Genomic DNA, 12,574 nt, shown 5'->3' with positions numbered 1-12,574 from the left:
AAACGATAGATTTAGCGGATTACTGATCAGTCAGGCTTATCAGCATGCTCAAACACTGGCCCCCGCTAAACGCCCTGCGTGGCTTCGAAGCCGCCGCCCGCCTGGGCAGCTTCCACAAGGCCGCCGAGGCCCTGAACCTCACCCAATCGGCGATCAGCCAGCAGATCCGCAGCCTGGAGAGCTACCTGGAGCAGCCGTTGTTCCACCGTAGCGGGCGCAGCGTCAGCCTGACCGATGCCGGGCATGACTTGCTCAGCACCACCCAGGCCCTGCTGCAGCAACTGGCGGTGGGGATTCGTCGCCTCGATCAATACCGCAAGCCCAACCAGTTGGTGGTCAACACCACGCCGGCCTTTGCGCGGCACTGGTTGTTGCCGCGCCTGGCGGACTTCCACCTGCGTCACCCGGACGTCGATTTGTGGCTGTTCACCAGCTTCGAGGTGCCGGACATGGCCAGCGAGACCATCGACCTGGCGATTCGCGACGACATCGGGCCGCAGGCTGAATGCAGCTTCACCGTGCTGCACCAGGACCAGCTGTATCCGGCCTGTCACCCGGCGTTGCCCGAGACTGGGCGCACCACCTTGCACGGCGAGCGGGAGATGGACTGGAGCCATTGGCAGCTGGAAGGGGGCGAGGACGTGGGGCAGCAGGGCAAAGGGCTGAACTTCTCCGACCCGGGGTTGCTGCTGGAAGCGGCGGGCGAGGGGCTGGGGATCGCGTTGGTCAGCCAGTTGCTGGCGCGGCGGATGGTCGATGAGGGCCGCTTGCGGCCCTTGTCCGGGCAGCGTGTGCGCGGGCCGGTGTGGAGTTGCCTGGTGCATTGGGAAAGCCAGGAGGATCCGCTGGCGCGGCAGTTCCTGGCGTGGTTGCGTGAAGCCTTGCAGCCAGCGTCGGCCTGATGGAATGGGACTTGTGGGAGCGGCCTTGTGTCGCGAAAGGGCCGCATAGCGGCCCCGGCGATCTTTGTGTCAACACTGGAATCCGGGGGCTGCTGCGCAGCCGAGGGTGTCAGAAATTTTGTGTTCGGGCATAACATGAGTAAGAGGTGCATGTATGCCAACCAAAAAGAAACCCTTGCGTGACCTGCCCAAAATCCCCAAAGAGCTGCTGGAGCAGTTCGGTGAGGGCCTAATGACCGCAGAAGCTATCGAGGATGCCTCCGCGGCGTTCAAGAAGGCCCTGATCGAACGCGCTCTGCATGCCGAGCTTGGCCACCACCTGGGCTATCCGCCGGGCGCGCAGCGCCCAGAGGATGAAACCAACCAGCGTAACGGCAAGAGTGGCAAGACGGTTTTAACGGGGGATGGCCCGCTGCGGCTGGAAATTCCTCGCGATCGAGACGGCAGTTTTTCGCCCATTCTGATCCCCAAGCACGAGCGGCGGTACACCGGTTTCGATGACAAGATCATCGCCATGTACGCCCGTGGAATGACGGTCAGAGAGATCCGAGCCTTTTTGTCCGAGCAGTATGGAACAGAGGTCTCACCCGACTTCATCAGCTCTGTGACAGACGAGGTCATGGACGAGATTGGCGCGTGGCAACAGCGGCCACTGGAGCCGATGTACCCGGTCATTTTCTTCGATGCACTGCGGGTGAAGATCCGCGAAGAGGGCCTGGTGCGCAACAAGGCCATTTACCTGGCCCTGGGCGTCCTCCCCGACGGGACGCGGGATATCCTGGGCATCTGGATCGAGAACACCGAGGGCGCGAAGTTTTGGATGAAGGTCTTTAACGATCTCAAGACGCGCGGTGTCGAAGATGTGCTGATTGCCGTGACCGATGGCCTCAAAGGTATGCCAGAGGCTCTCAGTGCCGTGTTTCCAGAGACGACGTTGCAAACGTGCATCGTGCACCTGATCCGCAACAGCCTCGACTTCGCGGCCTGGGACAAGCGGCGGGCTCTGGCCAAGGAGCTGAAGCCGATTTACCAAGCCATTAATGCTGAAGCGGCTGAGCAAGCACTCGATGAGTTTGAGAACGGGCCGTGGGGCGAGAAATATCCAACGGTGGTGGCTGCCTGGAGACGCGCCTGGGATCGAGTGATTCCATTTTTCGTCTTCCCACCGGCCATCAGAAAGGTGATTTACACCACCAACGCCATCGAGAGCATCAACGCCCAGCTACGCAAGGTCATCAAGACTCGCGGGCATTTCCCGAATGATGACGCAGCGACCAAACTGATTTGGTTGGGATTGCGCAACATAACAGCCAATTGGGGAAAACCGGCCCATGATTGGAAAAGCGCGATGAATCAATTTGCGATTCTGTACGGAGATCGGTTCATCAGGCCGACCTGGTGAAATCAAGGCCTGCCTGGCGGCAGGCCGTTACCGGCCCGCACACAAAAAAACTGACACTCCCGCGCAGCCCTTTCGCGACACAAGGCCGCTCCCACCGGACCGCGCCAGCCTCAAGATCAGGAGCCGGCCTTGCCGGCGAATGGGGCCGTGCAGACAATGCAGCAATGCGAATCACCCCGTAATATGTGTCGGATATCCCACGAGGGTAGTCTCACCCTCTAGATCAAACGGAGCCGCCCCCTGATGTGGGCGTTTCCCCAGCCTAAACCTGACGAGGTACAGACATTGGCCATCATTCATCCCAAGGTTCGCGGTTTCATCTGCACCACGACTCACCCCAAGGGCTGCGAGCTCAACGTCCGTGACCAGATCGAAGCCACCCGCAAGCTGGGCGTGCGCGAGGATGGTCCGAAGAAGGTCCTGGTGATCGGCGCCTCCAGCGGCTACGGCCTGGCCGCGCGCATCACCGCGGCGTTCGGCTTCAAGGCCGACACCCTGGGCGTGTTCTTCGAAAAGCCGGGCACCGAGACCAAGGCCGGTACCGCCGGCTGGTACAACGCTGCCGCCTTCGACAAGTTCGCCAAGGCCGAAGGCCTGTACAGCAAGTCGATCAACGGTGACGCCTTCTCCGACGAAGCCCGCGCCAAAGTGATCGAGCTGATCAAGAACGAAATGGGCGGCAAGGTCGACCTGGTCATCTACTCCCTGGCCTCGCCGGTGCGCAAGCTGCCGCAGACCGGTGAGCTGGTGCGTTCGGCACTCAAACCAATCGGCAAGCCGTACAAATCGACCGCCATCGATACCAACAAGGACACCATCATCGAGGCCAGCATCGAGCCGGCCACCGAGCAGGAAATCGCCGACACCGTCACTGTCATGGGTGGCCAGGACTGGGAGCTGTGGATCGATGCCCTGAACGCCGCTGGCGTGCTGGCGCCGCAGGCTCGCACCGTGGCCTTCAGCTACATCGGCTCCGACATCACCTGGCCGATCTATTGGGACGGCGCGCTGGGCAAGGCCAAGCAGGACCTGGACGAAACCGCCCAGCGCCTGGGCAAGAAAGTCGGTGGCAGTGCCAACGTTGCGGTGCTGAAGTCGGTGGTTACCCAGGCCAGTTCGGCGATCCCGGTGATGCCGCTGTACCTGTCGATGGTGTTCAAGATCATGCAGGAGAAGGGTATCCACGAAGGTACCCAGCACCAGCTGGACCGCATGTTCCGTGACCGCATGTACCGTGAGGACGGTGCGCCGGCGGCCCTGGACGACGAAGGCCGTCTGCGTCTGGACGACTGGGAGCTGCGTGATGACGTGCAGGACGCCTGCCGTGCCATGTGGCCGAAGGTGACCACCGAGAACCTGTTCGAACTGACCGACTACGCCGGTTACAAGAAGCAGTTCCTCAACCTGTTCGGCTTCGAGCGTGCTGACGTCAACTATGACGAAGACGTGGCCACCGATGTGAAGTTCGACTGCGTCGAGCTGTAATCGCGTCGGGCCTCTTCGCGGGTAAACCCGCTCCCACAGGTTCACCGCTGGTTCAAGGTTGGTGATGTTCCTGTGGGAGCGGGTTTACCCGCGAAGGGGACGCTACAGGCGTGCATTTTTTGCTAGCGTAGGCACATGCCACCAGGATGTGTGCCATGAGCAGCCTCACTCAACCCGCCACCGCCTTTTGCCACACCGCCGCCGACGGCTACCGCCTCGGAGGCTTTCGCTGGCGCCACGCCACACCCGACCGCCAGCGCCCGCTGGTGATCGTCAACGCCGCCACCTCGGTGCGCTGCCGTTACTACTCCCGTTTCGCCGACTACCTCTTCGCCCAGGGCTTCGATGTGCTGACCTACGACTACCGTGGCATCGGCGAGTCGCGCCCGGCTTCGCTGCGCGGGTTCCAGGCCAGCTGGAGCGATTGGGGGCGGTTGGATTTCGAGGCGATGCTGCAACTGGCCGCCACCGAGCACCCCGGCCAGCCGGTGCACGTGGTCGGGCACAGTTTCGGTGGTTGGGCGATCGGCCTGGCGCCGTCGGCCGCACAGGTGAAGCACGCGGTGCTGGTGGGCGCGCAGTTCGCCTACTGGCGCGACTACGCGGCGGATCAGCGCTGGCAGTTGTTCGGCAAATGGCATGTGCTGATGCCGCTGCTGACGCGAGTGTTCGGCTACTTCCCGGGCAAGCGCCTTGGTTGGCTGGAGGACACCCCGGCAGGGGTGGTGCGTGACTGGAGCACACGTACGCCACGTTACGAGCAGCGTCCCAGCGGTCGCTTGCTCGAAACGCTGCCATTCGCCCAGGTGCGGGCCGCCACCCTGGCCATCAGCCTGACCGACGACCCGTTCGGCACGGTGGCCGCGACCGAGCGGCTGTTGGGCTATCTGGACGGTGCCGTGGGCAGGCACCTGCGGCTGGCGCCTGTGGATATCTCGGTCGAGGCGATCGGCCATTTCGCCTTTTTCCACGACCGCTTCCGCGAAAGCCTGTGGCCGATCGCGTTGAGCTGGCTACAACAAGCCAGCCTCCCCGCCGAGACCCCAGGCCGGCTCCTGTAAGAGCCAGCCTTGCCAGGTATCACGCGGACGTTTTCGCCAGCGTCAGCGATTTCAGGCCAGGCGCGTCAGCGGCTGCACGGCGAACTTCACGCCGGCCAGCCCGTGCTTGATCAGCGCACGGATATTGCCATGGTCGCTGCCCTCGGGCGTGGCCACCACGCTGCGGTAGTGCTCGCCGAAGGCCAGCAGTGCTTCCTGGTCGCTCAACCCTTCCAGCAGGGCCAGGCCCAGGGTCTTGCACGAGCCTTCGTTCTGCCCGGCGGCATTGTGCACGTCGCCGTTGTCGAAGGCCTGGGGCTGGTAGCTGTAGTGGGCGGCGACGAAGGCCAGGGTGTCGGCAAACACGTGTTCGCCGCTGGCGAGGCTGCTGCGCAGGGTGTTCAGGTCAGTCACGGGGTTTTCCTTGTTCGAACGCCGCTTGCTGCTCGGCGCTGGCTTCTTTCTGGTGAAGGGCTTTCCAATCGTTGTAGGGCATGCCGTACACCTGCTCGCGGGCATCGTCCAGGCTCAGTTCGATCTGGCGATCGTCGGCGGCGGCCTTGAGCCATTTCGACAGGCAGTTGCGGCAGAAGCCGGACAGGTTCATCAGGTCGATGTTCTGCACGTCGGTGCGCTTTTGCAGATGGTCGACCAGGCGCCGGAACGCGGCGGCTTCGAGTTCGAGCTGTTGTTGCGGGGTCATGGGCGTCTCTCAGGTCATGCGGTTCTTCAGATGGCGGCCACCGTTGATGACCACCTGGCTGCCGGTGCTGTACTGGCTTTCGAGCAGGAACAGCACGGCATCGATCAGCGGGCGGGCGCCGGGTTCGAATTCGAGCAGGGCTTTTTTCAGCGTCTGCTGGCGGTACTGCTCGTCGCCACCTTCCTTGAGAATGAGCAGGCCCGGCAGGATACCGTTGACACGCACCTTGGGCGCGTACTTTTCGGCGAACGACAGCACCATGTTCTGCAAGGCCGCCTTGGTGGCCGCGTAGCCGATGTGGCTCTTGCTGCCGCGCGAGGAGGTTTCGTCGCAGATATGGATGATGTCGGCCTTGTCCAGCTTGCCTAGCAGTTCGCCGAGGGCCAGGTTGAGATGGTAGGGCGCCTCGACGTGCAGGCGGAACATGGTGTCGAGGTTGTCGAGGCCGTCGTCGAGCCACAGCGAGGCGTTGTGGATGACCGCGCGCAGGCCGTCGTAGTGGCTGTGCAGGTGGTCGATCAGGGCCTGGCGGTCGGCGGCTTGTGTCAGGTCGGCCTGGAACTGCCGGATGTTCGGGTGCGGCGCCTGCGGGTGCAGGCTGCGGCTGGCGCTGACCACCATATGGCCGGCCTGTGCCAGCTCAATGGCCAGGGCCAGCCCGACGCGCTGGCTGGCTCCGGTGATGAGGATTGGGCTGTTCATGTGCGGGGCGGTCTGTTCGTCTGTCCGTGCGTGATGCCCCAGCATACCCGAACTGCGTGGCCTTGCGAGCCCGTGCCTCAGCGGCTGCGCAGGCCGCTGGAGCGCTCTTGCTCCGGGCGTGGGGCCGGGTTCAGCCAGCCGGCCAGCAAGCGGGTCGACAGGGGGATGAACAGGTACACCATCACCGGTGTCAGGGCCAGGGTGCTGATCAGCACGCGGGGCAGCAGGTCGAGCGGCGCCAGCCAGTGTCCGAACAGCAGGTTGAACAGCAACGAGACCGGAAAGAACGCCAGCCAGATGGCCGTGGCCTGCTTCCAGCGCGGCGGCTTTTGCACCATGTTGGTGCCGAACCAGTCGTCGATACCGCTGACACGCCTCTCTTTGGGGCGTTCGAACAGGCCGTCGCCGCGTTGCAGCCAGGTGCGGCGCGAGGCGGAATGCTCCCAGGCGTGCAGCGTGTGTTCGTCGGTGAAGCGGAAAATGATCTGGAACTCATCGCCGTCGCCAGGCGGCGCGAGGATGCCCGAGCCGAGATAGCCGGGGAAGTCGGTGGCCAGCTGCTCGCCTTCGTGCAGCCAGGCCAGCAGGTCCTGGTAGCGGCCGTGGGCGGCGCGGCGCGACACCATCAGGGTGACGGGGGTAGACATCGTGTATCTCCTGGCGACGGGGCTGGCGGGTAGCCGGCTCCTTTTCTTGCGCGGCCCGGGGTGGTGGGCGGCGCAAGCGTGCTTGCAAGAATCGGGCACGGATTATCGCCGATCGATCATGACCGGTCAGTTTCAGCCGTCGGGTGGTCGTCAGACCGCGAGGGGCGCCTGGGCGTGCAGCTCGGGGTGGGCCTGGCGATGGGCCTGCAGGATGTATTCGCGCAGGCGCTCGATCTCTTCGGCGGGGCTGTGCGACAAGTCATAGGCAGCCAGCCGCGGGCCGATGCGCCGGCGCAGCGTGCCGTGCAGGCCGATTGCCGGGATGCCCTCGGGGGCGAAGTGCAGGTCGAACTGCGCAGGGGCGGTACTGCGGTCGCGTACTTCCAGCAGCACACCCTTGAACGAGATGTCGCGCACCCATAGCGCGCTTTGTCGGTGGTGATCGTCCAGCAGGGGGGCGGGTTGTTCCAGCGACAGGCGCCAAGGCCGCAGCATGGGGCCATCTTCATAGATGTCCGGCGAACCCAGTTGCAGGTGCAGGGCGTGGAACTCATCCTCGACCAGTTGTAGCGGGAAGCTCAACTGCTGGTTGTTGAAGCTGGCCTGCAGCGTGACTTGTTCGTTGGCCACCAGGCGGGTGAGCAAGTCCTTGAGACGACGGTCGCCGTTGACCAGCAGGCTCGACATGGGGTCGGCCAGGTTCAACTGCGGCGAATGCTGCATGTCCTGGATGAAATCCAGCTCGTCCTGGGAGAGGAGGGCGTCTGCTTGCATGGTCGAACTCGAAGGGGCGATCGGTATGGGCGATTTCTTCACGGCGATGGACAGCGGTGCATGGGCTTGGTTCACGCCACTGGTCGGATCGCGCTTCGATCCGACGGACGCCTGTGACTTTTGGCGGGGCGGCCTTTTGCCACTGTCGGATGCTAGTATCCTACGTTTTCACTCAGTTTCGGAATCCTCACCCGATGAAAGTCGCCATTATTTCCGGTTCGGTGTATGGCACCGCCGAAGAAGTCGCCCGTCACGCCGAGTCCCTGCTCAAGGCGGCAGGCCTTGAAGCCTGGCACGCCTCCCGTGCCACCCTGCAGGATCTCGAGGGTTTTGCCCCCGAAGCGTTGTTGGCGGTGACTTCGACCACCGGTATGGGCGAGCTGCCCGATAACCTGATGCCGCTGTTCAGCGCCATCCGCGACACCCTGCCAGCAGCATGGCGTGGTTTGCCGGGCGCGGTGATCGGCCTGGGCGATTCGAGTTATGGCGATACGTATTGCGGGGGCGGCGAGCAGATGCGCGAATTGTTCGCCGAGTTGGGGGTGCGGGAGGTGCTGCCGATGCTGAGGCTCGATGCCAGTGAGACGGTGACGCCGGAAACCGATGCCGAGCCATGGTTGGCGGAGTTCGCGGCAGCGCTCAAGGGCTGATGTGGTGCACCTGTAGGAGCGGCTTCAGCCGCGATGCAGGCAACGCGGTGTCTGGCACCCGCTTCGCGGGTGATCGCGGCTGAAGCCGCTCCTGCAGGGCTCGAGCCAAATCAACGGGGTTCCCGCAGCAATGCCAGCCACGCCTTCGCCGCCCGCGACAGGTACGCCCCCCGCCGCCAGATGAAGGCGATATCCCACTTCAGGTAATCCGGCGCCCGCAACGGCAGGCGCACCACCCCGGGCCGCTCCAGCGCCCGCGCCACGATGCCCGGCAACAGCACCACGCCTTGGCCCGCCGCCACCAGCGCGGCGAGAAAGTCCGCCTGGCCACTGCGCCCGCCTTCCTTCGGCGTGAACCCCACCTGCTGGCAAGCGCTGAGCAAGCGATCGTTGAGCACGAAGCTGCGCTGGTACAGCAGGAACGGCGTATCGGCCAGTTGCCCCAGTTCGACCTCGGCCTGCCCCGCCAGGGCATGATCGGCCGGCAGCAAGGCTTCCAACGCCTCGTTGCAGAACGGCTGGTAGTCGAACGCCGGATCGCTTGGTGTCAGGCTGCCACCGAGCTCCAGCTCTCCGCTCTTGACCGCCTGCTCGACCATGCGGCTGCCGCCTTCGAGCAAATGCACGCTGATATTCGGGTAGCGTCGCCGGTATTCGGCGAAAAGTCCGGCAAAAAGAGCATCGCTGCCCAGCAGCGGCAGGCCGAGGCGCAGCTCACCACGGGCCAGCTGGCTCAAGTCGTCCAGTTCATTGAGCAGTTCCTGGCGCTGGCGCATCAGCACTTCGCCGCGTTGCAGGACGATGCGCCCGGCGGCGGTCAGGTGCAGTTGCGAGCCTTGTCGCTCCAGCAAGGGCTGGCCGATGGCTTGCTCCAGCTGGGCGACCTGCTTGCTTACTGCCGACTGGCTGATGTGCAAGGTGCTCGCCGCCTGGGTGAAGCCGCCGCGATGGACAACCTCGATGAAACTGCGCAGTTGTTTGAATTCCATGATCACCATTCCATTTTGGAATGCCGATCAGTCTAACAATTCGCTTCTGGCCTGGGTGGCCGAATTCTACAATGGGCACGTTGTCGAGGAACCCCCGCCCATGAATGCCGAAATACTCAAGAAAACCCTCCGCCTGCTCGCCGAGCTGGCGGTGTTGCTCGCCCTGTTCCTGATCGGTGGCCAACTCGCCGCCTGGCTTGCCTGGCCGATCCCTGGTGGCGTGATGGGCCTGGCCCTGTTGCTGGCGCTGTTTGCCACCGGCGTGGTCAAGCCTGCCACCTTGCAGCTGGGCGCCAAGTGGCTGATGGCCGAGATGCTGTTGTTCTTCATCCCGGCGCTGATGAGCCTGCTGGACTACGGCAGCCTGCTGCGCAGCGAGGGCTGGCGCATCCTGCTGGTAATAGCCGTGAGCACCTTGCTGGTGATGGTGGTCACCGCCGTGACCGTGGAGCTGGTGTGCCGCTGGAGGTTGCGCCATGAGCCTTGAGCCCATGCCGGTGTTCTGGCTTGTGCTGACCCTGGCGGCCTATCTCGGCAGTCGCTGGCTGTACCGGCGCAGCGGGCGCTATCTGTTGTCGCCGTTGATCCTGGTGCCGGCCCTGCTGCTGGCGGTGGCCGTGCCGCTGCACACCGCCTACGCCGAATACGCGCGCAACACCCATTGGCTGATGGGTGTGCTGGGCCCGGTGACCGTGGCTTTCGCCGTGCCGATCTGGCAGCAGCGAGCCATGCTGGCCCGGCACTGGCCGGCGCTGCTGGTGGGCATGCTGGCCGGCAGCGTGGCGTCGATCGGCAGTTCGTGGGTGCTGGCGCATCTGCTGGCGCTGGACGAGGCGGTCAGCCTGTCGCTGCTGCCGCGCTCGATCACCACGCCGTTCGCCATGCCGGTGGCCCAGGACCTGGGCGGCGTGCCGGAGCTGACGGCGGTGTTCGTGATGTTCACCGGGGTGCTGGGCGCGCTGTTTGGCGGCGTGCTGCTGCGCTGGCTGCCGTTGCGCACGCCGCTGGCCCGTGGCGCGCTGTTCGGGGTCGGCGCCCATGGCGCGGGTGTGAGCCGGGCCCAGGAAGTGGGGCGCGAGGAGGGTTCGGTGGCCGGGTTGGTCATGGTCCTGACCGGCCTGCTCAACCTGCTGGCCGCACCACTGCTGGTCATGCTGCTGTGACCGTTCGTGCCACTGACTCGCACGGTCATCAGGCTGGCTGCCAAGGCGACCTATCACCGTCGTAGGGGCTTCTAGACTGTGCCTCGACATAGAGAGCACATGCATGTGCCGAGGTGACTTGCAATGAACGCAGCCTTGCCCTATTCCGACCCTTACCCACCGGGACGACCGTGATGCCTCTGGCCGAGATACCACTGTGCGTCTGGCGTACCCGGAGCATGAGTTTCAGCTTCCGAGGCCAGAGCATCCGCTACTGGACGGCAGGGCAAGGAGAGCCGCTGCTATTGCTTCACGGTTTCCCCACCGCCAGCTGGGATTGGCACTACCTGTGGGCACCGCTCACCCAACGCTACCGTGTGGTGGCCTGCGACATGCTGGGCTTCGGTGATTCAGCCAAGCCCCCGGACCACGACTACAGCCTGCTGGAGCAGGCCGACCTGCAACAGGCGCTGCTCGCCCACCTGCAGATCGACCAGCCGGTGCACTTGCTGGCCCACGACTACGGCGGCAGCGTGGCCCAGGAGCTGCTGGCGCGGCATCATGAGCAGCGTCTGGAGATTGCCAGCTGCGTGTTTCTCAACAGCGGGCTGTTCCCGGAAAGCTGCCGGGTGCTGCTGATCCAGAAACTGTTGCTCAGCCGCCTGGGCTGGCTGGTCGGGCGCTCGTTCGGGCGCGACGACCTGGTGCGCAATGTCACCCAGGTCTACGGGCCCTGCACGCACCCCAGCGAGAGCGCCCTGGATGACTACTGGAGCCTGATCGCCGCCAATCACGGCCCGCGCATCCTGCACAAACTCATCAACTTCCTGCCCGAACGTCGGGCCCAGCGTGAACGCTGGGTCAGTGCCTTGCAGCGCGCGAGCGTGCCGCTACGCTTCATCAATGGCGCGGTAGACCCGTTGTCGGGCATGCACATGGTCGAGCGTTACCGGCAGGTGGTGCCGGATCCGGACACCGTCGTGCTGCAGGGGATCGGCCACTACCCGCACACCGAGGCGCCGGTGCAGGTGTTGCGCCATTACCTGGCGTTTCGTGAACAGCCGTTGAGTTTCATCCCGCAGAAGGTTGCCTGGTCGTGACCGGACGAACATCGCCGGGCGTTATCGCCCGGCATTCGCCACGGTGGGCTTGATTGCCCGGCGCCCATGGCAGGCGGAGACTGGTTGCATCCATCCATTGCCTGGAGCCCTGAGCATGAGCGAGCCGGTACGTCTGCAAGATCGAGTGGTGATTGTCACGGGGGCCGGTGGCGGCCTGGGCCGGGCCCATGCGCTGCTGTTCGCCGCCAGGGGGGCCAGGGTGGTGGTCAACGACCTGGGCGGCAGCACCCATGGCGAAGGCGCCAATGCCTCGGCGGCCGACCGGGTGGTGGAGGAGATCCGCGCCGCAGGTGGCACGGCGGTGGCCAACCATGACTCGGTCACCGATGGCGCACGCATCGTCGAGCAGGCCCTGGACAGCTTCGGCCAGGTCGATGTGCTGGTGAACAACGCCGGCATCCTGCGCGACAAGACCTTCCACAAGATGGAGGACAGCGACTGGGAGTTGGTTTACCGCGTGCATGTGGAGGGCGCCTACAAGCTCACCCACGCGGCATGGCCGCACCTGCGCGCGCAGAACTGGGGGCGGGTGATCTTCACCTCGTCCACGTCGGGCATCTACGGCAATTTCGGCCAGGCCAACTACGGCATGGCCAAGCTCGGGCTCTACGGACTGACTCGCACCCTGGCCATCGAGGGGAGCAAGAATGGCATCCTGGTCAACGCCATTGCGCCAACCGGCGCGACCCGCATGACCGAAGGGCTGATCCCTGCCCAGGTGTTCGAACAACTCAAGCCGGAACTGATCAGCCCGTTGGTGGTGTACCTGGGCAGCGAGCAGTGCCAGGACAGCGGCCAGTTGTTCGAGGTGGGTGGTGGCTGGGTCGGTAAGGTGCGTTGGGAGCGCAGCCTGGGTGTGGGCTTCGATCCGCGCGAGGGCTTCACGCCGGAACAGGTGGCGGACAACTGGGAGCAGATCGGCAATTTCGAAAACGCGGTGCATCCGCAGGACAGCCTGCAGGCGTTGCAGCAGATGATGGCGAACTTGCAGCGGTTCCCGTTGGTGTAAGCAACATC

General features: G+C 64.4%; 15 protein-coding genes. 9 read left to right on the top strand and 6 right to left on the bottom strand.

The window, feature by feature from the left end:
- Positions 1-44 precede the first annotated feature (44 nt).
- The 4 genes from JYG34_RS21895 to JYG34_RS21880 all read left to right on the top strand — a co-directional run bounded on the left by JYG34_RS21895 (position 45) and on the right by JYG34_RS21880 (position 4,850).
- Entirely contained in the window at positions 45-902 is an 858-nt protein-coding gene (locus tag JYG34_RS21895; RefSeq protein ID WP_213658303.1) for a LysR substrate-binding domain-containing protein, read from the top strand.
- 154 nt (positions 903-1,056) lie between these two features.
- Positions 1,057-2,304 (top strand): IS256 family transposase, encoded by a 1,248-nt coding sequence (locus JYG34_RS21890; RefSeq protein ID WP_213657248.1) that lies wholly within the window; start codon positions 1,057-1,059, stop codon positions 2,302-2,304.
- Between the two features lie 285 nt (positions 2,305-2,589).
- Positions 2,590-3,789 carry an enoyl-ACP reductase FabV gene (fabV, locus tag JYG34_RS21885; protein WP_213658302.1) on the top strand — a complete coding sequence of 400 codons (1,200 nt, stop codon included), beginning with the start codon at positions 2,590-2,592 and terminating at the stop codon, positions 3,787-3,789.
- Positions 3,790-3,944: 155 nt separating this feature from the next.
- A complete protein-coding gene (locus JYG34_RS21880) occupies positions 3,945-4,850 on the top strand; it encodes an alpha/beta hydrolase family protein (protein ID WP_213658301.1) in 906 nt (301 codons plus the stop codon).
- Between the two features lie 51 nt (positions 4,851-4,901).
- Here the strand turns inward: JYG34_RS21880 and JYG34_RS21875 are convergent, their stop codons facing one another.
- From JYG34_RS21875 to JYG34_RS21855, 5 genes are all read right to left on the bottom strand, one after another.
- Positions 4,902-5,243, bottom strand: coding sequence for a HopJ type III effector protein (locus JYG34_RS21875; protein WP_213658300.1), 342 nt, complete (start codon positions 5,241-5,243; stop codon positions 4,902-4,904).
- Entirely contained in the window at positions 5,236-5,532 is a 297-nt protein-coding gene (locus JYG34_RS21870) for a DUF1244 domain-containing protein (protein ID WP_011535663.1), read from the bottom strand. Before JYG34_RS21870 ends, JYG34_RS21875 begins: the two co-directional genes overlap by 8 nt.
- Before the next feature lie 9 nt (positions 5,533-5,541).
- The gene (folM, locus tag JYG34_RS21865) at positions 5,542-6,279 is read right to left on the bottom strand and encodes a dihydromonapterin reductase (RefSeq protein ID WP_213658299.1); all 738 of its coding nucleotides are present in this window, start codon (positions 6,277-6,279) and stop codon (positions 5,542-5,544) included.
- A gap of 32 nt (positions 6,280-6,311) precedes the next feature.
- Positions 6,312-6,881 (bottom strand): antibiotic biosynthesis monooxygenase, encoded by a 570-nt coding sequence (locus tag JYG34_RS21860; RefSeq protein ID WP_213658298.1) that lies wholly within the window; start codon positions 6,879-6,881, stop codon positions 6,312-6,314.
- A 150-nt stretch (positions 6,882-7,031) separates the two neighbouring features.
- Positions 7,032-7,655, bottom strand: coding sequence for a hypothetical protein (locus JYG34_RS21855; protein ID WP_213658297.1), 624 nt, complete (start codon positions 7,653-7,655; stop codon positions 7,032-7,034).
- Positions 7,656-7,849: 194 nt separating this feature from the next.
- On the opposite strand from JYG34_RS21855, the gene JYG34_RS21850 reads away from it, so the two are divergent.
- Positions 7,850-8,305, top strand: a complete 456-nt coding sequence (locus JYG34_RS21850; protein WP_213658296.1) for a flavodoxin — start codon at positions 7,850-7,852, stop codon at positions 8,303-8,305.
- Positions 8,306-8,415: 110 nt separating this feature from the next.
- Here JYG34_RS21850 and JYG34_RS21845 read toward each other — a convergent pair whose 3' ends face one another.
- Positions 8,416-9,294, bottom strand: coding sequence for a LysR family transcriptional regulator (locus tag JYG34_RS21845; RefSeq protein WP_213658295.1), 879 nt, complete (start codon positions 9,292-9,294; stop codon positions 8,416-8,418).
- A 100-nt stretch (positions 9,295-9,394) separates the two neighbouring features.
- On the opposite strand from JYG34_RS21845, the gene JYG34_RS21840 reads away from it, so the two are divergent.
- The 4 genes from JYG34_RS21840 (at position 9,395) to JYG34_RS21825 (ending at position 12,566) form a co-directional block, all read left to right on the top strand.
- Positions 9,395-9,781 carry a CidA/LrgA family protein gene (locus JYG34_RS21840; protein WP_213658294.1) on the top strand — a complete coding sequence of 129 codons (387 nt, stop codon included), beginning with the start codon at positions 9,395-9,397 and terminating at the stop codon, positions 9,779-9,781.
- Positions 9,771-10,457 (top strand): LrgB family protein, encoded by a 687-nt coding sequence (locus tag JYG34_RS21835; RefSeq protein WP_213658293.1) that lies wholly within the window; start codon positions 9,771-9,773, stop codon positions 10,455-10,457. Before JYG34_RS21840 ends, JYG34_RS21835 begins: the two co-directional genes overlap by 11 nt.
- A gap of 173 nt (positions 10,458-10,630) precedes the next feature.
- Positions 10,631-11,536 carry an alpha/beta fold hydrolase gene (locus JYG34_RS21830; RefSeq protein ID WP_186660153.1) on the top strand — a complete coding sequence of 302 codons (906 nt, stop codon included), beginning with the start codon at positions 10,631-10,633 and terminating at the stop codon, positions 11,534-11,536.
- Positions 11,537-11,651: 115 nt separating this feature from the next.
- Complete coding sequence (locus tag JYG34_RS21825; RefSeq protein WP_213658292.1) at positions 11,652-12,566, top strand: SDR family oxidoreductase; 915 nt, start codon at positions 11,652-11,654, stop codon at positions 12,564-12,566.
- Positions 12,567-12,574 lie beyond the last annotated feature (8 nt).

This window comes from Pseudomonas entomophila (assembly GCF_018417595.1).
GTDB lineage: Bacteria > Pseudomonadota > Gammaproteobacteria > Pseudomonadales > Pseudomonadaceae > Aquipseudomonas > Aquipseudomonas entomophila_C.
This window is presented reverse-complemented; position numbering and strand designations above follow the sequence as displayed.